The sequence below is a fragment of the Mesorhizobium sp. B2-3-5 genome (assembly GCF_006442395.1).
GTDB lineage: Bacteria > Pseudomonadota > Alphaproteobacteria > Rhizobiales > Rhizobiaceae > Mesorhizobium.
Genome location: NZ_VFVX01000006.1, coordinates 40,997 through 59,746 on the forward strand (window position 1 = coordinate 40,997; position 18,750 = coordinate 59,746).

Below are 18,750 nucleotides of genomic sequence, written 5' to 3' on the forward strand. Positions count from 1 at the left end.
GCATTTCCGTGACAAGCAAGGAGTGTCACCAATGACCATTCCCTCCGAAATGAAGGCGCTGCTCCTGGTCGGCGACGGTTATACCAAGACACCAAGCGGCAGCGTGCTGGAGGCAATGGAGCCTTATCTTCAGCCAGGCAGCATCGCGGTGCCAACGCCGGGACCGAGCCAGGCGCTGATCAAGGTCAGCCTGGCCTCGATCAATCCCTCGGATATCGCCTTCATCAAGGGTCAATATGGCCAGCCGCGGGCCAAGGGCCAGCCGGCCGGCTTCGAGGGCGTCGGAACCGTTGTCGCCGGCGGCGACGAGCCTTACCCCAAGAGCCTTGTCGGCAAGCGCGTCGCCTTCGCCACCGGCCTCAGCAACTGGGGCTCGTGGGCCGAATACGCGGTCGCCGAGGCAGCGGCCTGCATTCCGCTCCTCGATACGGTGCGCGACGAGGATGGTGCGGCCATGATCGTCAATCCGCTTACCGCGATCGCCATGTTCGACATCGTCAAGCATGAAGGCGAAAAAGCCTTCGTCATGACAGCCGGCGCCAGCCAGCTCTGCAAGCTGATCATCGGTCTGGCCAGGGAGGAAGGGTTCCGGCCTGTCGTTACCGTGCGCCGCCATGAGCAGATCGCGCTTCTGAAGGAGATCGGCGCCGCCCATGTGCTCAACGAGAAGGCGCCGGATTTCGAAGCCGCGCTGCGCGAGGTGATGAAGGCCGAACAGCCGCGCATCTTGCTTGACGCGGTCACCGGTCCGCTGGCGTCGGCCATCTTCAATGCGATGCCAAAACGGGCGCGCTGGATCATCTATGGCCGGCTCGATCCCGATCCCACCGTCATCCGCGAGCCTGGCCAACTGATCTTCCAGCACAAGCATATCGAGGGCTTCTGGCTGAGCGAATGGATGCGGCAATCCAAGGATCGGCGCGGTCCTGCGATCCTGGAAGCGCAGAAGCGTTTCTCCGACGGACGCTGGTCCACCGACGTGACGGCTGTCGTGCCGCTCGCCGAGGCGATGGCGCGGGTGCCGGGTGAACTGGCCAAGCCCAACGGCAAGGTTTTCATCCGGCCTTGAGGCCATTCGGAGCTGTGCCGGAAGTTTCAATCCGAGGCTTTCAGGGCTTTTCCGAGCCAGGCCCCATGATGCATGGCCGTCGGCGGCAGTCCGCGAAGTTGATGGCCGCGTCCTTCAGCCCCTATGCCAATTCGCTTTGTCCGTGATATGCCGCCGCCATCGAAATGCCGGACGGCGCGGGCAAGGGCCTGTTCTGAAGTGGTGTGGGGTGCCTTTATGACGATTTCCAAGCCGGTTTTCGACCGTTTGGGATTTGGCCTGTGGATCGGGGCGTTTCTGGTCGTTCTTGTCCTCGTCCTGTGGGCGCCCGACACGCGTTCCGTGTTGCTGGCCTACAGGTATGGCAGCGAGGAGTTTCTGGCCGGCCGTCCGCTCTACAATATCCAGTCCGAGATGGGATATCTCTACGCGCCCGCCTTCGCAGCGCTCTACATCCCACTGTTCAAGCTCGGCCCTCATCTTGGCGGCCTGGTGTGGCATATCATCGGTTTCGCGGTGCTGACCTTCGCCGCGATGCGGCAGGTGCGCAAGCTTGGCGGCGGGGAATTGACGTGGCTGCTTTCGTTCGGGCTCTTCCTTGCCCTGCCGATGTCCCTGGGCGCGATCCGCAATGGCCAGGCGACGATCCTTTTGACCGGCGCCTGCTGGCTCCTCACTCTGTCGGCGCTCGAAGGGCGGCGCGCCGAGACCTTCTTCTGGGCTTCGGTCGCCATCATCGCCAAGCCGACCGCGGTCATCATGCTGTTGTTGGTGGGCGCCCTGCGTTTCCGGTTGATACCGGTGCTGGTGCTGGCGGTGCTGTTCGTGATCGCGCTGCCTTATGCATTCGCTCCCGCCGCCTACCTGACCGAGCAGTACCGGCTTTTTGCCGGGATGCTGACCTCGATGGCTGTCGACAACACCAGCCATTTTGTTCCCACCGACTTCACGGCGCCCTTCACCAAAGTGGGGCTGCCGATCCCGGAATTCGGCGCCACGATCGTGCGCATCGTCATGGCGCTGTTTACGCTTTCCATGGTCGTCTGGTTCGACCGCAAGCTCGAACGCGGAACGGCTGAGCTCGCCATCTTCCTGACGGCGGCGTTCTACATGTGCGTCTTCAACCCGCGCGTCGAGCCCAACACCTATGCCATGATCGCCGTGCCCGCCGGTCTCGCCATTGCCTTGCTGTGGCGCGAGGAGCGAGGCGGTGTGCTCGCCTCGATACTGTCCGTGATCCTGTTCGTGACAGGGTTGACGGGCATCGAGCGTCATATCCAAGATTTCACGTACCCTTGGTTCCGGCCGATCGCGGTCACCGTCATTGCCGGTTCGCTGATCTGGTGGTTTTGGGCCAAGGCGCGAGACAAGGTGGCTCGAGACAAGGTGATGAATGAAAGGCCTATCGCAAATGGCTGAGTCGCGGCCTGCTCTCGATATCGTGGCGCCGTTCTTCAACGAGGCGCAATCCGCATCGGCTTTCGCCGCCTTGCTCGACAAGCTCGAGGCCGTGGTGTCGCAGCGTTTCGGCATGGCCGTCCACAAGATCCTGGTCGACGACGGCAGCCGCGATGACGGCGCGGAGCGATTTTCGCGGGCGCTGTCCGGTTCCTGGGAGATCGTGCGGCTCAGCCGCAATTTCGGCAAGGAGGTCGCGGTGCTCGCCGGCCTCGATTACGCGCGCGGTGACATGGTGCTGATCATGGATTCCGATCTTCAGCATTCCATGGATGTCAGCCTGCGAATGATTGGCGAGTTGGTGGAGCATCCCGACATCGACGTGGTTTACGCCCAGAACGACCGGCGCGAGGCCAGCTGGCGGCGCAGCCAGTTGGCGAAGCTGTTCTATAGCCTGATCAACAGCAGCCAGCGTTTCGACATTCCCGAGAATGCGGGCGATTTTCGCGTCATGCGCGGTACCGTGGCCCGCGCGCTGACAAGCTTGCGTGACAAAAGGCGCTTCAACAAGGGTCTGTTCGCCTGGGCTGGCTTTCGCCAGAAGGCCATAGCTTATTCGCCGGAGAACCGCGCCAGCGGCACGTCGAAATGGAGCAGGCTCAACCTGCTTGCCTTTTCGCTGGAAGGTTTTACCTCGTTTTCCGTCATTCCCCTGCGCCTGATCAGCCTGAGTGGATTGCTGGCGGCGCTGGCGGGTGCGGCCTATGGCGCCAAGGTGTTCTTCGAAGTGTTGTTCTACGGCATTGCCGTTCCAGGCTACCCCAGCCTTCTGGTCGCCGTTGTCCTGCTTGGTGGTCTCAACCTAACCTTGCTTGGACTGATCGGCGAATATGTCTGGGTCACACTCAGCGAGAGCAAGGACCGGCCGGTTTACATCGTGCGCGATGTCGTGCGCGGCGACGTTTTGCACAGGCCGCCAGGCGCGTCCGGCGCATGACGCGGCGCATCCGCCTGATCGCCGATGACTATGGCCTGGCGCCTGGCGTCTCGGCAGGGATTCTCGACCTGCTCGATCGTGGACGCCTGACCGGCACTAGCTGCATGACCGGCTTTCCCGAATGGGCGGAGGCGGCGGCGCTTATCAAGCCGTTGCGGAGCCGCGTGGCGATCGGATTGCACCTGACCCTCACCGACCAGCCGGCCATCACCGGCCAGTCGAGCCTGGCGCCAAAAGGCCGGCTGCCGCCGCTCCGTTCGCTGGCATTGCCGATCCTGCGCGGCCGCGTCGACGACCGGGATGTCCATGCCGAACTCGACGCGCAATACAGCCGTTTCATCGAGGCGCTTGGCCGGCTGCCCGACTTCGTCGACGGGCATCAGCACGTGCATTTCCTGCCGGTCGTACGCAAATGGGTGCTGGCCCGTTTTCCCGCGGGCACGGGCAGGCCGATGCTGCGCGGCGCTCCTGCACCGGCAGCGATGCCGAAGATTGCGGCGATCGCAGCACTGGCCCGGGGCTTCAATCGGTCCATGCAAGGCGCTGGTTTTATCGTCATGACGCCTCTTGCCGGCATCTACGATTGGCGGCAGCCGGAAAAGTTCGCGCCTGCCCTGCAAGCCGCCGTCGAGACCTTGCCGCAAGAGGGGCTGTTCATGTGCCATCCCGGCCATGTCGACGAGACGCTACGCGCGCGAGATCCGATGCAAAGCGTGCGCACGGTCGAATTGGAGATCCTGGCCTCGGACGCTTTCGGCGCGAGCCTCGCCCGCGCCGGTGTCGAGATCATGGATGGCAAGGGATGAGCGGCGCCGATCAGCCCCGGCGTTCGACCGGCAACAAGATCGTCCGCTTTGCCATTGTCGGGCTTGCGAACACCGCCATCGACCTTGCCGGCTTTTTCCTGCTGCTCAGGCTGCATGTCCCGCCGTTGCCCGCCAACGTCATCTCATGGTCGATCGCCGTCGTCTTCTCTTTCGTGGCAAATGGCTTCTGGTCGTTTGAGCGCGATCAAGCCATCCGGCTGCATGATGCCTTCCTGCGTTTCGTCTCGCTCGGGGCGCTGATTTCGCTGGGCGTCTCCAGCCTGTCCATCGCACTCTTTGCCGGCATCGCCGGCGTGTGGCCGGCAAAGATCGGCGGTGTCATTGTGGCGGCGGTGCTGAATTTCCTCGCCGCGCGCTGGTCGATCGAGGGCCGGCTGCTGAAATAGACCTGGATTACCCTGTTCCGCCGATTCTACATTGGCGTAGACGGCTTCCTCGAGATCGCGCTTCAGCCGCGCTTCCTCGTGGGTCTTCGGCGTGACGAAACGGCCGAGCAGCAGATAGGCGACCAGCGTCAGGAAAAGCGTCGAGATGGTGGCCAGCCCCAGCCCGCCGCCGATCTGACTGTAGGCATTGAGGCTGGTGCCCGAAAGCAGAAGCGCGAAGATGCACAGGCGAGGCCGAGCGGCACCGTGGCCATGATGATGACCGCGCTGACAAAACTTTCGAACATCTCGGTAACGTGAAGGCGGGACGGTCTTCGGCGCGGCTGCGATTTGCCCGGGATCGGCTGCCTGATTCCGCTCCCGTTAGTTTGGCGCAATTCCGGACGGGAAAACCGTTTCACAGATTTTCCCGGGATCGGGCTAGCGGAGACCTTCCATCTCGCGGATGCGCCGGGCACCGTCGGCCTCGAGCTGTCTCGTGACGGCGCCGATCAGCGTTTCGGCGACGACGAAAAGCGCGGCCGATGAATCCCATGCGGAAGGCACCGCCGTACGTCCGGCGATGACGTGGCGGGCAAAACGGGCGATCGGCGACAGCCACTGGTCCGTGAAGAGCACGATCTGAACGCCGCGCTGATGCGCCTTTTCGGCGAAGCGGACGAGGCTGTCCTGGTAGCGCCTGATATCGAAGATCACCAGCACGTCGCGCTTGCCCATGTCTATGAGCCGGTCGCGCCACATGCTCTCCTGTCCGGCGAGGTGAAAGACATCGGGCTGGATGACGGCGAGGTGGGCCGCCATGTAGCGTGCCAGCGGGTCGGTGAAGCGACCGCCGATCAGGAAAGTCTTGCCACGCCGGTCGGCAAGCCGCGCCGCGATATCGTCGAGCTGCCGGTCGGAGAGATGGCGGAAGGTCTCGCGCATGTTGTCGAGCGTCGCTTCCAGCATCGGCGACACAGCGCTGCCGCCGGGCGAGGGCGGGTTGAGCGTCCGTATCGCCGGCGATTGAAGTTGCGCGGCCAGTTCGTCCTGAAGGCTCGACTGGAATTCCGGGTAGTTCTGAAAGCCGAGCCGGGCGACGAAGCGCAGGATCGTCGGCGAGGAGACGCCGGCGGCAGCCGAGAATTCGGCGACCGTCTTCAGGCCGATCATCGGATAGCTGGCGATCAGCGTCTGGGCGGCGCGCCGTTCGCCCGCCGGCATCGTGCCGATGCGGTCGGCGATCAGTTCGGCAATGCTGGAAATCATCTTTTCCCCCACGCAGTGGCCTCGCCAATGAGATCGCATTTGACAAAGCCGGATAAACTGTATGAAATCATTCACAGGGACGCAATGAGACAAAATACGTAACATACGGTACAGCGCTCCCCCGGGGACGGCAGACTATGGAGCAAGCACGGCCCGCCAGCCTTGCATCGTCTGATACCGTGAGGATAACCAATCCCCGCGGATCAAGTCCTTTCGTGATGACCTGCGATCACGCTTCCAATTTCCTGCCCGCCGAATTCGGCACGCTCGGCCTCGCCGCCGAGGACCTGTCCCGCCACATCGCCTGGGATCCCGGCGCGTTGCCGGTTGCGTTGCGCATGGCTCAGGCGCTGGATGCGACGTTGGTCGAAACCCGCATCTCGCGCCTCGTCATCGACTGCAACCGGCCGCTCGACGCGCCGGACCTTGTACCCCCGGTCAGCGAAACGACAGCCATACCGGGCAATACCGGCCTATCGGAAAAACAGCGCGCGGCGCGTGTCGCCCTGTCCTGGCAGCCGTTTCACAGCGCCATCGAGCGCATCGTCGAAGACCGGCTGGCGCGCGGCCAGGAGACGCGGCTGGTTTCGGTCCACTCCTTCACGCCGGTCTACAAGGGCCGCAACCGGCCTTGGCATATCGGCATCATCCATGACGAGGATCGCCGGCTGGCGTCGCCGCTGATATCGGCGCTGCGGCGGCTTGCCGGCGTCACCGTCGGCATCAACGAACCCTATTCGCCTGCCGACCGCGTCTATTTCACGCTCGAACGGCATGCGCGCTCGCGTGGGCTGCCCTGCGCGATGATCGAAATCCGCAACGATGAAATCTCCGGCGAGACCGGGCAGCGGAAATGGGCGGATCTGCTCACAGGCATTTTTTCGAATCTGGAGCCCGAGGAGGCCAGGGGCTCTCGATCAAGTGCAGTTGGAAAGTCAGTTCAATCGGCCAGCCAAGAATAAGGGGACTTCAGATGGCAGCACCGGGTTATACCGAAGTTGACAAGGCGGAGGACATAAAAGTCCTCCACAACATGGGCTACGCCCAAGAACTGGAGCGGCGGCTCAGCCGCTTTTCGAATTTCGCCGTTTCCTTCTCCATCATCTGCATCCTGTCGGGCGGCATCAACTCGCTGGCGCAGGCCACGTCCGGGGCCGGCGGTATAGGCATCGGCATCGGCTGGCTGGTTGGCTGCTTCATATCGCTGACCTTCGCGGTGGCCATGTCACAGATCAGCTCGGCCTATCCGACGGCCGGCGGCCTTTATCACTGGGGTTCGATCCTCGGCAATCGCGGCACCGGCTGGGTCACGGCCTGGCTCAACCTGCTCGGACTGATCACCGTGCTCGGCGCCATCAATGTCGGCACCTGGACGTTTTTCGTCGGCGCCTTCGGACCTGCGCTCGGCATCGAGGGCACGCTGACCAACCAGATGATCTTCCTGGTCATCATCACCGGCGCCCAGGCGCTGATCAACCATCTGGGCATCAAGCTGACGGCGAAGCTGACCGACTTTTCGGGCTACCTGATCTTCTTCGGCGCCATCCTGATCGCCGTGGTCTGCCTGATTTCGGCCGAACACTGGGATTTCAGCCGGCTGTTCACATTCCACAACTATTCCGGCGATGCCGGCGGCGGCGTCTGGCCGTCGGTGTCGAATGCCTGGGTGTTCGCCCTTGGCCTTTTGCTGCCGATCTATACGATCACCGGCTATGATGCCTCGGCGCATACCTCCGAGGAAACGATCAAAGCAGCCAGTTCCGTGCCTCGCGCCATGGTGATGTCGGTTATCTGGTCGGCATTGTTCGGCTATCTTTTCCTTGTCGCCTTCGTACTGATGATCCCCAATATGGACGACGCCGCCAAGCAGGGCTGGAACGTGTTCTTCTGGGCTTTCGACCAGCGCGTCAGTCCCGGCGTCAAGGAGTTCGTCTACCTCGTCGTGTTCGTTGCCCAGTTGCTCTGTGGCCTCGCCACCGTGACCTCGGCTTCGCGCATGATCTTCGCCTTCTCGCGTGATGGCGGCCTGCCCGGCTCGGCGGCACTCGCCAAGGTCAGCCCGACCTACCGCACGCCGGTGGCGGCGATCTGGACGGCGTCGATCCTGTCGGTGCTGTTCGTCTGGGGCTCGACGCTGGTTTCGGTCGCCGGCACCTCGGCCTACACGATCGTGGTGTCCTGCACCGTCATCTTCCTGTTCCTCTCCTTCATCGTGCCGATCGTGCTTGGCATGCTGGCCTGGGGAACGCCGAAGTGGGACAAGATGGGTCCGTGGAACATGGGCCGCGGCGTCTTCATGCTGTTCGGCTTCCTGTCGATCGTGTCGATGGTCCTGATCTTCGTCATCGGCATTCAGCCGCCGAACGACTGGGCACTCTACATAACCGTCGGTTTCTTCATCCTGACGGCGATCGTCTGGTTCGCCTTCGAGCGCAACCGCTTCCAGGGTCCGCCGCTCGGAGACATCATCGCGGCACGCCAGGCGGCGATCAAGGCGGCCGAGATGGCCGTCGGCGAAACCGGCCACTGACACTTCGCCTCAAGCTCATGGCCGGCCTCGCGCCGGCCATGACTGCGTTTATCCCTTTCAACCGAAAAGCATTTGGAGTGCCGCAGGAATGGCCGGGAATTTCTCGTTCGATCAGTTGAAGAAAGCGGTCTCAAACGATGAGATCGACACGGTGCTGGCTTGCATCGTCGACATGCAGGGCCGGCTGGCGGGAAAGCGGTTCCTGGCGCAATATTTCGTCGATTCCGCGCATGACGAAACGCATGGCTGCAACTATCTGCTCGCGGCCGACATCGATATGGAGCCGGTGCCGGGCTACAAGGCGGCAAGCTGGTCGAAGGGCTATGGCGACTTCGTCATGAAGCCGGACCTTGCGACGCTGCGGCGCATTCCATGGCTGGAAAAGACCGCCCTGGTGATCTGCGATGTGCTCGACCACCACACCCATGACGACCTGCCGCATTCGCCGCGCGCGATCCTGAAGAAGCAGGTCAAGCGGCTGACGGAGCGCGGCTATATCGGCTATTTCGCCTCCGAGCTCGAATTCTACCTTTTCAACGAGACCTACGATTCCGCCCGCAAGAAGCACTGGCAGGGTCTCGACACCGCCTCGCCCTATATCGGCGACTACCAGATCGGCATCACTACCAAGGAAGAAGGCGTCATGCGCCGGCTTCGCAACGAGATGGAAGCGGCGGGCATTCCGATCGAGAATTCCAAGGGCGAATGGGGTCCCGGCCAGGAAGAGATCAATGTGCGCTACGCCGAGGCGCTCGACATGGCCGACCGCCACGTCATCCTGAAAAACGGCGCCAAGGAGATCGCCGAGTCCGAGGGCAAGGCGATTTCGTTCATGGCCAAATACAATTATGGGCTCGCCGGCAATTCCAGCCACATCCACAATTCGCTATGGAGCGCCGATGGCAAGACGCCGCTGTTCTTCGATAAAAAGGCCGACTGGACGCTGTCGACGCTCGGCCAGCAATGGGCGGCGGGGCAGCTCAAATATGCCAAGGAGTTCACCTGGTTCCTGGCGCCCTACATCAATTCCTACAAGCGCTTCCAGGCCGGCACCTTCGCACCGACCAAGATCATGTGGAGCGAGGACAACCGCACCGCCGGCTTCCGCCTGTGCGGCGAGGGCACCAAGGGCATCCGCATGGAGTGCCGCATCGGCGGCGCCGATCTCAACCCCTATCTCGCCTTCGCGGCGCTGATCGCGTCAGGCCTTGCCGGCATCGACGAGAAACTGGAGCTGCAAAAACCGTTCGTCGGCGATGCCTATCAGGCATCTCGTTTGCCGGAGATCCCGAAGACCCTGCGCGATGCCACCGAGACGCTGGCGAAGTCAAAGATGCTGAAGCAGGCGCTCGGCGAGGATGTGCTCGAACACTACGTGCATACCGCGAAATGGGAACAGTTCGAATACGACCGCCGGATTACGGATTGGGAACTGCACAGAGGGTTCGAGCGGTACTAGTCGGCGTTGTCCTCTCAGCCATCGTCTGAATGGCGGGCTGCGTCAAAATCAAGATTTCATGAAGTGCGAGGACCGAAGGAATGACCGAAACGGTCAAGTTAAAATCTCCCATCGACGGCTCGATCTATGCCGAGCGGCCCGTGGCAACGGACCAGGCGATCAATGCCGCTGTCGAGCGCGCCAAGGCGGCGCAGGAGAAGTGGGCCGAGACGCCGATCGTCGAGCGCGGCAAGTACATGCTCGCCATGCTCGAAGCGCTGGTCGCGATGACCGACGAGATCGTGCCGGAGATCGCCTGGCAGATGGGGCGGCCTATCCGCTATGGCGGCGAGTTCGGCGGCGTCAAGGAACGCACCAATTACATGGTCGAGATCGCCGAGGCGGCGCTTAGATCGGTGCCGGCCTCCAATCCCAAGGACGGGTTCCGCCGCTATGTGAAGAAGGATCCGCTCGGCGTGGTGATGGTGATCGCGCCCTGGAATTACCCTTACCTGACCGCCGTCAACACCATCGTGCCAGCGCTGATGGCCGGCAACGCCGTCATCCTCAAGCACGCGGCGCAGACGCTGCTGGTCGGCGAGCGCTTCCAGCAGGCCTTCGACAAGGCCGGCCTGCCCAAGGGCGTGTTCCAGAACGTCGTGCTGAACCACGCTCAGACGGAAAGGCTGCTCGGCTCCGGCAAGATCGATCACGTCAATTTCACGGGTTCGGTCGCCGGCGGCCGCGCTATCGAAAAAGCCGCAGCGGGAACCTTCATGACACTTGGCCTCGAGCTTGGCGGCAAGGATCCAGCCTATGTGCTGCCCGATGCCAAGATGGATCACGCCGTCGCCAATCTGGTCGACGGCGCCTTCTACAATTCGGGCCAGTGCTGCTGCGGCATCGAACGCGTCTACGTGCACGAAAAGGTCTATGACGAGTTCGTCGAAGGCTTCATCGCCGAGACCAAGAACTATGTCGTCGGCAATCCGTTGGAACAGGCGACGACGATGGGGCCGATGGCGCAGGCGCGTTTCGCCGACCTGATCCGCGAGCAGAAGGCGGAAGCGCTGCGCAAGGGCGCCAAGGCACACATCAACATGAAGGTGGCTAACGACAAGGCCGGCTCACCCTACCTGGCCCCGGAGGTGCTGACCGAGGTCGACCATCAGATGAGCGTCATGCGCGAGGAAAGCTTTGGCCCGATCGTCGGCATCATGAAGGTGCGCAATGACGAGGAGGCGATCGCGCTGATGAACGACAGTCCCTATGGGCTGACGGCCTCGATCTGGACGCGCGACACCGATCACGCGGTGGCGATCGGCAACCGCGTCGAGACCGGCACGGTGTTCATGAACCGCTGCGACTATCTCGATCCGGCGCTGGTCTGGACCGGCGTCAAGGACACCGGCAAGGGCGCGGCGCTGTCGGCCATCGGCTACGACAATCTGACCCGACCGAAATCCTTCCACCTGCGCGAAGCCATCTGATTTTCGAAAGACAAGCAATGTCCAAACTGATCTCCAAATGGAACTACCCCACCACTGTCCGCTTCGGCGCCGGACGCGTCAAGGAACTGCCCGAGGTGCTGGCGGCAACCGGCATCAAGCGGCCCTTGTTCGTCACCGATCCGGGCCTTGCGAAACTGCCGGTCGTCGCCTCGACGCTGAAGATCCTCGACGATGCCAAGGTTCCCTATGACGTGTTCTCCGAGGTGAGGCCGAACCCGATCGAATCCAATCTGACCGCCGGTATCGCCGTGTTCAAGAAGGGCAAGCATGACGGCGTCATCGCCTTTGGTGGAGGCTCGGCGCTCGACCTCGGCAAGCTGATCGCTTTCCAGGCCGGCCAGACGCGGCCGGTGTGGGATTTCGAGGATGTCGGCGACTGGTGGACGCGCGCCAATTCGGACGCCATCGCCCCGATCATCGCGGTGCCGACCACCGCCGGCACCGGCTCGGAGGTCGGCCGCGCCGGCGTCATCACTAATGAGGAGACGCATACCAAGAAGGTCATCTTCCATCCCAAGCTGCTGCCGGCGATCGTGATCGCGGATCCGGAATTGTCGGTCGGCATGCCCGGCTTCATCACCGCCGGCACCGGCATGGATGCGCTGGCGCACTGCCTCGAGGCGTATTGCGCTCCCGGCTACCATCCAATGGCCGACGGCATTGCGGTCGAAGGTGTGCGCCTGGTGTTCGAGAACCTGCCGAAAGCCTTTGCCAACGGCAAGGACCTGGTCGCGCGCGCCCATATGATGAGCGCCGCCGCCATGGGCGCCACGGCCTTCCAGAAGGGGCTGGGCGCCATCCACTCGCTGTCGCATCCGATCGGCGCGCTCTACGACACCCATCATGGCATGACCAATGCCGTGTTCATGCCTTATGTGCTCGCCTTCAATCGCGACTCCATCGAGGAGCGCATTGCCCGGCTCGCCGCCTATTGCGGCATCAAGGGCGGCTTCGACGGCTTCGCCAAGGCGATCATCAAGCTGCGCAAGGACCTGAAGGTGCCGCACGCCCTGCCGGGCCTGATCAAGGGGCTCGACATGGACAAGAAGCGCAAGGCACTGATCGCCGACATGGCGGTGGTCGATCCCACGGCCGGGGGCAACCCGGTCAAGCTGACCAAAAAGGCGGCGCTGACCTTGCTCGAAAACGCCATCGCGGGCACCGTCTGAAGCACTTTTCGCGCATCGAGTTGATCTGGAAATGGGGCAGGGACACAAGGGGAGGCGATGCAGGACAAGGCAGAAACTAGTTAGCCGGAAAAAGATACGCCGGCCAATTGCTACATCAGGTTAAAGAGAGTTTACTTTTTCGCACTGCGGGCCGCCGGTTTCACAAAGCTTTCATCTGGCTGTCACATGAAGACGATACCGCATCGCAGGCGTCCAACGGCGTCAGTTCAACGGAGAGAACACATGTTCAAATTCACGGGGAAGGTGCTTTCCCTTTCGGCCGCGACCCTCATGGTGTCGTCGGTGATTTCGTCCGCGGCTTCGCTGGACGATCTCGTCAAGGCTGCAAAGGCTGAAGGCCAGCTCACGACCATCGCCCTGCCGCATGACTGGTGCGGCTATGGCGACGTCATCGCCGGCTTCAAGGCGAAATATCCGGGAATCACCATCAACGAACTCAATCCCGATGCCGGCTCCGGCGACGAAGTCGAGGCGATCAAGGCCAACAAGGATAACAAGGGCCCGCAGGCTCCCGACGTCATCGACGTTGGCCTGTCCTTCGGCCCGACCGCCAAGGCCGACGGCCTGTTGATGCCTTACAAGGTATCGACCTGGGACTCGATCCCGGACAGCGCCAAGGATGCCGATGGCGCCTGGTACGGCGACTATTACGGCGTTCTGTCGTTCATGGTGAACAAGGACCTGATCAAGGAATCGCCGAAGGACTGGGCCGATCTCCTGAAGCCGGAATTCGCCAATGCGGTAGCCGTTGCCGGTGACCCGCGCGCTTCGAACCAGGCCATCCAGGCTGTGTATGCCGCTGGCCTGTCGTCGGGTGCCGCTGCTGGTCAAGCCGCCGGCACCGCTGGCCTCGACTTCTTCAAGAAACTCAACGCCGCTGGCAATTTCGTCCCGGTCGTCGGCAAGCCCGCGACGCTGGCACAGGGCCAGACCCCGATCCTGATCAACTGGGATTATAACGCCCTTGCTGGCCGCGACACACTGAAGGGCAACCCGCCCGTCGACGTCATCGTACCGAAGAGCGGCGTTGTCGCCGGTGTCTACGTGCAGGCGATCAGCGCTTTCGCTCCGCATCCGAACGCAGCCAAGCTCTGGATGGAATACCTCTATTCCGACGAAGGCCAGATCGGCTGGCTGAAGGGCTATTGCCACCCGATCCGCTTCAACGATCTCGCCAAGAACGGTAAGATCCCGGCTGACGTGCTGGCCAAGCTGCCTCCGGCTGAAGCCTACGCTTCCGCTGCCTTCCCGACGCTCGACGAGCAGGGCAAGGCCAAGGAAGCCATCAGCAAGAACTGGGACGCCGTTGTCGGCGCCAACGTCAAGTAAGACTTGAAATGACCGGGCGGCCGTGAGGCCGCCCGGCTTTCCCTCGAAGACGGCAGCCGGCGCATGACCGATCTTACGCTTTCAAATCAGTCGCTTGCCGCCAAGCCGGCGCCGCCGAACGAGGCGACTGCTTTCCGCTTGCCGACGCAATGGATCGGCGTGGCGCCCTTCTTTATCTTCGTCCTGATGTTCCTGATCCTGCCGACGATCTACCTCGTCGTGGGGGCGTTCCAGACCGGCGACGGCCGATTTACACTGGACAACCTCCTGCAGCTGGTCAGTGATCCGTCGATCAGCGCTTCATACTGGGTTTCGATCAAGATCAGTTTCTGGTCGGCCGTCATCGGCGCCTTTGCCGGGCTCGCAATAGCCATCGCGATCGTGCGCGGCGGACTTCCAAGCTGGACGCGCTCCGCGACCCTGACCTTTTCTGGCGTCGCGTCGAATTTCGCCGGCCTGCCGCTGGCCTTCGCCTTCCTGGCGACGCTCGGCCGGGTCGGCATCGTCACGACGCTGCTGCGTGACGTGCTCAATATCAACATCTATGCGATGGGCTTCAATTTCCTCACCACGTCGGGGCTGATCGCCGTCTATCTGTTCTTCCAGATTCCCCTGATGGTGGTCATCATCGTGCCGGCCATCGACGGCTTGAAGAAAGAATGGGGCGAGGCGGCGGCCACGCTCGGCGCCACGCAGTCGCAATATTGGCGCATGGTGGTCATACCGGTGATATGGCCGAGTTTCCTCGGCACCGTCATCCTCCTGTTCGCCAATGCCTTCGGCGCCATTGCCACCGCCTACGCGTTTGCCGGCCCGGCACTCAACATCGTTCCCATCAAGCTCTACTCGCAGATCAATGGCGATGTGCTGCACAACCCGCAGCTCGGCTATGCCATCGCCTTCGGCATGATCGTCATCACGGGCTTGGCCAACGTCTTCTACATCTGGTTCCGGACTCGCTCCGAGAGGTGGCTCAAATGAAGTCGGGCAAATTCTGGGCCTGGGTCGTCTTTATCGTCGGCGCGGCCTACTTCTTCATTCCGCTGATGGCGACGGTCGAGTTCTCGCTGCGGATGCGGCGCGGCGTCCATTCCTTCGACGCCTATCAGATCGTGTTGGGCGATGCGCGCTTCCAGTCGACCTTCCTGTATTCGGTGATCGCTGCCATCTTCACCATCATCCTCGGAATCCTGATCGTGGTGCCGGCTGCATACTGGATCCGGCTGCGTCTGCCTCAGCTCAGGCCGATCGTCGAGTTCATCACATTGTTGCCGCTGGTCATACCGGCCATCGTCATCGTCTTCGGCTACATCAGGATGTACGGTTCGAATTCGCCGCTGCCGTTCCTGGGAAGCAATATGGGTGCGAACGCCTTGCTGGTGATCGGCTATGCGACGTTGTCGCTGCCTTACATGTATCGCGCGGTCGACACCGGGCTGCGCACAATCGACGTGAGGACATTGACGGAAGCAGCACAGATCCTGGGCGCGGGCTGGTCGACGATCGTCGGCCGGGTTATTCTGCCCAATGTGCTGATCGCGGTGTTGTCAGGGGCGTTCCTGACCTTCGCGATCGTTATCGGCGAGTTCACCATGGCGAGCCTGCTCAACCGGCCGGCCTTCGGCCCTTACCTGCAGAACATCGGCGCCAACCGCGCCTATGAGCCGGCAGCCCTTGCCATCATCGCCTTCGCGATTACCTGGGGCTGCATGTCGCTCATCCAGATCCTGTCCCGCTTCGCGCCGAAATCGGCGAACCGTCCGAATTGACCTGAGAGAAAAGCCATGGCCGAGCCATTTCTGTCCATCCAGCATGTGCGAAAATCCTACGGCGCCAACACCGTGGTCCAGGATTTCAGCCTCGACGTCGAGCCGGGCGAGTTCGTCTCGTTCCTCGGACCGTCCGGTTGCGGCAAGACCACGGTGCTGCGCATGGTTGCAGGCTTCGAGGAGCCGTCGGCCGGCAAGATCGTCGTCGCCGGCAAGGACATCACGCGGCTGAAGCCCAATCAGCGCAATGTCGGCATGGTGTTCCAGGCCTACGCGCTGTTCCCGAACCTCACCGTGGCGCAGAACATCGCTTTCGGGCTGAAGGTTGCAGGCATGCCCAAGGCCGACGCCGACAAGCGCGTCGCCGAGATGCTCGAGATGATCAAGCTGCCGCAGATGGCCGACCGTTACCCCTACCAGCTCTCGGGCGGCCAGCAGCAGCGTATCGCGCTGGCGCGTGCGATCGCCCCGAAGCCGAAGCTGCTGCTGCTCGACGAACCGCTGTCGGCGCTCGACGCCAAGGTGCGCGTTTCGCTGCGCGAGGAAATCCGCTCGATCCAGAAGAAGCTCGGCATCACCACCATTTTCGTCACGCACGACCAGGAAGAGGCGCTGTCGATCTCCGACCGCATCGCGGTCATGTATGGCGGCAAGGCCGAGCAGGTCGCCACGCCGTTCGAGATCTACAACCGGCCGGCGACCAAGTTCGTCGCCAACTTCGTCGGTACGCTGAACGTGCTCGAAGGCAAGGTCACCGATGCCGCGTCAGGCAAGGTGCAGGTCAACACGCAGGAAGTCGAGTTGAAGGGCAAGCTCAACGGCTCGAAGTCCGGCGATACGCTGGCGCTGGCGCTGCGGCCCGAGGCAATTTCGCTCGGCCGTCAGCCCGGCCGCGATTCCAGCCTGTCCGGCGAGATTTCGGAAGTGCATTTCCTCGGTTCGGTGATTCGGGTCCGCGTCGGCATCGGCGGCAACACGGTGTCGCTCGACACGTTCAACAACTCGGCGACGCCTCCGCCCGCCGTTGGCGAGAAGGCTGAGATTTCGTTCTCGTCGGGCGATATGCTGGTGCTGCATTAGCCCGATCGCATGAGCCTCAGGGAACGGGGTTGAGCCCCCAGATTTCGGCGGCAGCGTCGTCGGAAATTGCGTTGCTGTTCAATCCAGCCGGGATTGCGGCGGCAAGGGTGCCAACACATAGTTGGACGCATTCATTATTCCCGCCCCTCTCAAGCGTCGGTAAGCGGCGTCAAGCCGGTGATGAACGACCGCGATATCTTCTGGGCAACGGGCACGGCCTCCATCCGCGGCGATTTCGGGCGTATTGCCAGAGGGCTTGAGTTCGATGGCCAATCCACCGCATGCTGCGCGCATATCTGCGCCAGCAATCCCACGGATGTAACAGCCCATGGCTCTTTTCGAACTGACGCTTGTCCTGCTTTTGACTGCCGTCGCATTGACGGCGCTGTCGCGGCGGCTGGAGATTCCCTATCCGTCCCTGCTGGCCTTGGCCGGCGTCGGGATTGCCTTCGTGCCTGGCGCGCCGACCATCGAGATCGATCCCGAACTGGCGCTTGCGCTGTTCATCGCCCCGGTGCTTCTCGATTCCGCCTATGACACCTCGCTGCGCGACCTGAAGCGCTACAGGCTGTCGCTTGTATTGCTGGCGCTCGGCGCCGTTGTCTTCACCACCGCCGTCGTTGCCTTCGTCGGCTGGAAGATGGCCGGCCTGCCGATCGCGGCGGCGATCGCGCTCGGCGCCATCGTTGCTCCGCCGGATGCGGTGGCGGCGAGCGCGGTTCTTGGGCAATTCAAGGTGCCGCACCGCATCACCGCCATCCTGCAGGGCGAGAGCCTGCTCAACGATGCCACCGCGCTGCTGATCTACCGGCTGGCGGTTTCGGCGGCGCTCGGCTCGATCACGCTGAGCAACGCCGTTCCAACGATCCTGCTGTCGACCATCGGCAGCCTCGTGGCGGGCTATCTGCTTGGCCGCTTCTCGCTGTTGACGCTGTCCCGGATCGAGGATGCGGCAAGCAGCACCGTGGTGCAGTTCGCCGGAACATTCGGGGTGTGGATCCTGGCGGACAGGCTCGGGCTGTCCGCCATCATCACCATTGTCGTCTACGCCATCACCATCGCGCGCAGCGCGCCACGGCACATGTCGGCGAGACGCCGCGTCAGCACCTATTCGGTCTGGGAGTCGGCGGTGTTCGTGCTCAACGTGCTGGCCTTCGTGTTGATGGGCCTGCAGGCACGATCGATCGTCGGGCGTCTCTCCGGCGATGGGCAAGGCGAAGCCTTTCTCTTTGCCGCGATGGTGCTGGCCGTTGTCATCGTGGCACGCCTCGTCTGGGTGGCGAGTTTCGTTGCGATCATCCGATGGTTTGCCCACTTCGACGGCGAAGAGCGGAGGCGCGATGCGCCGACGTTTCGCGGCGCCGTGCTCGTCGGTTGGTGCGGCATGCGGGGGCTGGTGACGCTGGTGGTGGCCATTGCGCTGCCGGCCGGCTTTCCCGGCCGCGATCCGATCGTGCTTGCCGCCTTCGCGGTGGTGCTGGGCACGCTGGTGCTGCAAGGGATGAGCCTGAAGCCCCTGCTGCGGATACTCAACTTCGAACGGGATACGACGATAGACCGTGAGGTGGCCCAGGCACGCGTCGCCGTCATGCAGGCCGCGCTTGACGTGTTGAGCCGCAAGACATCGGCCGCGGCGGCCGTCGTGCGCGAGCAATACCAGGCTCAACGCACGATCGCGGAAAACCCTGACGACGCACAGGCGGCAACCGAATACGACCGGCTGCGCCTCTATGCCATCGACCGCCAACGCGATACGCTGGAGGAATTGCGCAGCAATGGCACGATCGGCGACGAGGCCTATCATCGCCTCGAAGAAGAGATCGACTGGTCGGAACTGGCGGCGTCTCCGGCTGGCCGGTTCCAGCCGTTGACGACGGATTAGACGGCTCATCGCCAGCTTGAGCCGCTACAGTCCGCGAAATGTCACACGCCGTTTTCCGGCGCGCGGAGGATACCGGAACGGACCGCAATCGGTGCAAGATCGCGCGGTGAGGCGGGG

Annotated in this window: 16 protein-coding genes and 1 pseudogene; 15 read left to right on the forward strand and 2 right to left on the reverse strand. The window is 62.7% G+C overall.

What is annotated here, in order from left to right; all coding sequences use genetic code 11:
- The first annotated feature begins 31 nt into the window (after nucleotides 1-31).
- The 5 genes from FJ958_RS09570 to FJ958_RS09590 all read left to right on the forward strand — a co-directional run bounded on the left by FJ958_RS09570 (nucleotide 32) and on the right by FJ958_RS09590 (nucleotide 4,656).
- On the forward strand, nucleotides 32-1,069 hold the full coding sequence (locus FJ958_RS09570) for a zinc-binding dehydrogenase (protein WP_140741890.1): 1,038 nt from the start codon (nucleotides 32-34) through the stop codon (nucleotides 1,067-1,069).
- Between the two features lie 216 nt (nucleotides 1,070-1,285).
- Nucleotides 1,286-2,467 (forward strand): glycosyltransferase family 87 protein, encoded by a 1,182-nt coding sequence (locus tag FJ958_RS09575; protein WP_140741892.1) that lies wholly within the window; start codon nucleotides 1,286-1,288, stop codon nucleotides 2,465-2,467.
- On the forward strand, nucleotides 2,460-3,443 hold the full coding sequence (locus tag FJ958_RS09580) for a glycosyltransferase family 2 protein (protein WP_140741894.1): 984 nt from the start codon (nucleotides 2,460-2,462) through the stop codon (nucleotides 3,441-3,443). The genes FJ958_RS09575 and FJ958_RS09580 overlap by 8 nt, the downstream gene beginning before the upstream one ends.
- Nucleotides 3,440-4,249 carry a ChbG/HpnK family deacetylase gene (locus tag FJ958_RS09585; protein WP_140741896.1) on the forward strand — a complete coding sequence of 270 codons (810 nt, stop codon included), beginning with the start codon at nucleotides 3,440-3,442 and terminating at the stop codon, nucleotides 4,247-4,249. The genes FJ958_RS09580 and FJ958_RS09585 overlap by 4 nt, the downstream gene beginning before the upstream one ends.
- The gene (locus FJ958_RS09590) at nucleotides 4,246-4,656 is read left to right on the forward strand and encodes a GtrA family protein (protein ID WP_140741898.1); all 411 of its coding nucleotides are present in this window, start codon (nucleotides 4,246-4,248) and stop codon (nucleotides 4,654-4,656) included. The genes FJ958_RS09585 and FJ958_RS09590 overlap by 4 nt, the downstream gene beginning before the upstream one ends.
- A gap of 15 nt (nucleotides 4,657-4,671) precedes the next feature.
- On the opposite strand, the pseudogene FJ958_RS31960 reads toward FJ958_RS09590, so the two are convergent.
- A pseudogene (locus FJ958_RS31960) lies at nucleotides 4,672-4,940 on the reverse strand (hypothetical protein); the annotation flags it as partial.
- 136 nt (nucleotides 4,941-5,076) lie between these two features.
- Entirely contained in the window at nucleotides 5,077-5,904 is an 828-nt protein-coding gene (locus tag FJ958_RS09600) for a MurR/RpiR family transcriptional regulator (protein ID WP_140741900.1), read from the reverse strand.
- Between the two features lie 137 nt (nucleotides 5,905-6,041).
- On the opposite strand from FJ958_RS09600, the gene FJ958_RS09605 reads away from it, so the two are divergent.
- The 10 genes from FJ958_RS09605 to FJ958_RS09650 all read left to right on the forward strand — a co-directional run bounded on the left by FJ958_RS09605 (nucleotide 6,042) and on the right by FJ958_RS09650 (nucleotide 18,633).
- On the forward strand, nucleotides 6,042-6,866 hold the full coding sequence (locus FJ958_RS09605) for an N-formylglutamate amidohydrolase (RefSeq protein ID WP_140741902.1): 825 nt from the start codon (nucleotides 6,042-6,044) through the stop codon (nucleotides 6,864-6,866).
- Nucleotides 6,867-6,877: 11 nt separating this feature from the next.
- Nucleotides 6,878-8,434: an amino acid permease gene (locus FJ958_RS09610; RefSeq protein WP_140690546.1), complete on the forward strand. Its 1,557-nt coding sequence runs from the start codon at nucleotides 6,878-6,880 to the stop codon at nucleotides 8,432-8,434.
- 88 nt (nucleotides 8,435-8,522) lie between these two features.
- Nucleotides 8,523-9,893: a glutamine synthetase family protein gene (locus FJ958_RS09615; protein WP_140741904.1), complete on the forward strand. Its 1,371-nt coding sequence runs from the start codon at nucleotides 8,523-8,525 to the stop codon at nucleotides 9,891-9,893.
- An 80-nt stretch (nucleotides 9,894-9,973) separates the two neighbouring features.
- A complete protein-coding gene (locus tag FJ958_RS09620) occupies nucleotides 9,974-11,362 on the forward strand; it encodes an aldehyde dehydrogenase family protein (RefSeq protein ID WP_140741906.1) in 1,389 nt (462 codons plus the stop codon).
- 17 nt (nucleotides 11,363-11,379) lie between these two features.
- Entirely contained in the window at nucleotides 11,380-12,552 is a 1,173-nt protein-coding gene (locus tag FJ958_RS09625; protein ID WP_140741908.1) for an iron-containing alcohol dehydrogenase, read from the forward strand.
- A gap of 243 nt (nucleotides 12,553-12,795) precedes the next feature.
- The gene (locus tag FJ958_RS09630) at nucleotides 12,796-13,902 is read left to right on the forward strand and encodes an ABC transporter substrate-binding protein (protein ID WP_140741910.1); all 1,107 of its coding nucleotides are present in this window, start codon (nucleotides 12,796-12,798) and stop codon (nucleotides 13,900-13,902) included.
- A gap of 186 nt (nucleotides 13,903-14,088) precedes the next feature.
- Nucleotides 14,089-14,883 (forward strand): ABC transporter permease subunit, encoded by a 795-nt coding sequence (locus FJ958_RS09635; RefSeq protein ID WP_246679574.1) that lies wholly within the window; start codon nucleotides 14,089-14,091, stop codon nucleotides 14,881-14,883.
- Entirely contained in the window at nucleotides 14,880-15,671 is a 792-nt protein-coding gene (locus tag FJ958_RS09640) for an ABC transporter permease (RefSeq protein ID WP_140741914.1), read from the forward strand. Before FJ958_RS09635 ends, FJ958_RS09640 begins: the two co-directional genes overlap by 4 nt.
- Before the next feature lie 15 nt (nucleotides 15,672-15,686).
- Complete coding sequence (locus tag FJ958_RS09645) at nucleotides 15,687-16,751, forward strand: ABC transporter ATP-binding protein (RefSeq protein ID WP_140741916.1); 1,065 nt, start codon at nucleotides 15,687-15,689, stop codon at nucleotides 16,749-16,751.
- A 328-nt stretch (nucleotides 16,752-17,079) separates the two neighbouring features.
- Nucleotides 17,080-18,633, forward strand: a complete 1,554-nt coding sequence (locus tag FJ958_RS09650; protein WP_140741918.1) for a sodium:proton antiporter — start codon at nucleotides 17,080-17,082, stop codon at nucleotides 18,631-18,633.
- Nucleotides 18,634-18,750: the final 117 nt, after the last annotated feature.

Coding starts and splice junctions, on each gene's coding strand:
- FJ958_RS09615 (WP_140741904.1), top strand. CDS start 8,523: ATGGCCGGGAATTTCTCGTTCGATCAGTTGAAGAAAGCGGTCTCAAAC.
- FJ958_RS09580 (WP_140741894.1), top strand. CDS start 2,460: ATGGCTGAGTCGCGGCCTGCTCTCGATATCGTGGCGCCGTTCTTCAAC.
- FJ958_RS09635 (WP_246679574.1), top strand. CDS start 14,089: ATGTTCCTGATCCTGCCGACGATCTACCTCGTCGTGGGGGCGTTCCAG.
- FJ958_RS09625 (WP_140741908.1), top strand. CDS start 11,380: ATGTCCAAACTGATCTCCAAATGGAACTACCCCACCACTGTCCGCTTC.
- FJ958_RS09640 (WP_140741914.1), top strand. CDS start 14,880: ATGAAGTCGGGCAAATTCTGGGCCTGGGTCGTCTTTATCGTCGGCGCG.
- FJ958_RS09600 (WP_140741900.1), bottom strand. CDS start 5,904: ATGATTTCCAGCATTGCCGAACTGATCGCCGACCGCATCGGCACGATG.
- FJ958_RS09650 (WP_140741918.1), top strand. CDS start 17,080: ATGGCTCTTTTCGAACTGACGCTTGTCCTGCTTTTGACTGCCGTCGCA.
- FJ958_RS09610 (WP_140690546.1), top strand. CDS start 6,878: ATGGCAGCACCGGGTTATACCGAAGTTGACAAGGCGGAGGACATAAAA.
- FJ958_RS09605 (WP_140741902.1), top strand. CDS start 6,042: ATGGAGCAAGCACGGCCCGCCAGCCTTGCATCGTCTGATACCGTGAGG.
- FJ958_RS09645 (WP_140741916.1), top strand. CDS start 15,687: ATGGCCGAGCCATTTCTGTCCATCCAGCATGTGCGAAAATCCTACGGC.
- FJ958_RS09575 (WP_140741892.1), top strand. CDS start 1,286: ATGACGATTTCCAAGCCGGTTTTCGACCGTTTGGGATTTGGCCTGTGG.
- FJ958_RS09570 (WP_140741890.1), top strand. CDS start 32: ATGACCATTCCCTCCGAAATGAAGGCGCTGCTCCTGGTCGGCGACGGT.
- FJ958_RS09590 (WP_140741898.1), top strand. CDS start 4,246: ATGAGCGGCGCCGATCAGCCCCGGCGTTCGACCGGCAACAAGATCGTC.
- FJ958_RS09620 (WP_140741906.1), top strand. CDS start 9,974: ATGACCGAAACGGTCAAGTTAAAATCTCCCATCGACGGCTCGATCTAT.
- FJ958_RS09630 (WP_140741910.1), top strand. CDS start 12,796: ATGTTCAAATTCACGGGGAAGGTGCTTTCCCTTTCGGCCGCGACCCTC.
- FJ958_RS09585 (WP_140741896.1), top strand. CDS start 3,440: ATGACGCGGCGCATCCGCCTGATCGCCGATGACTATGGCCTGGCGCCT.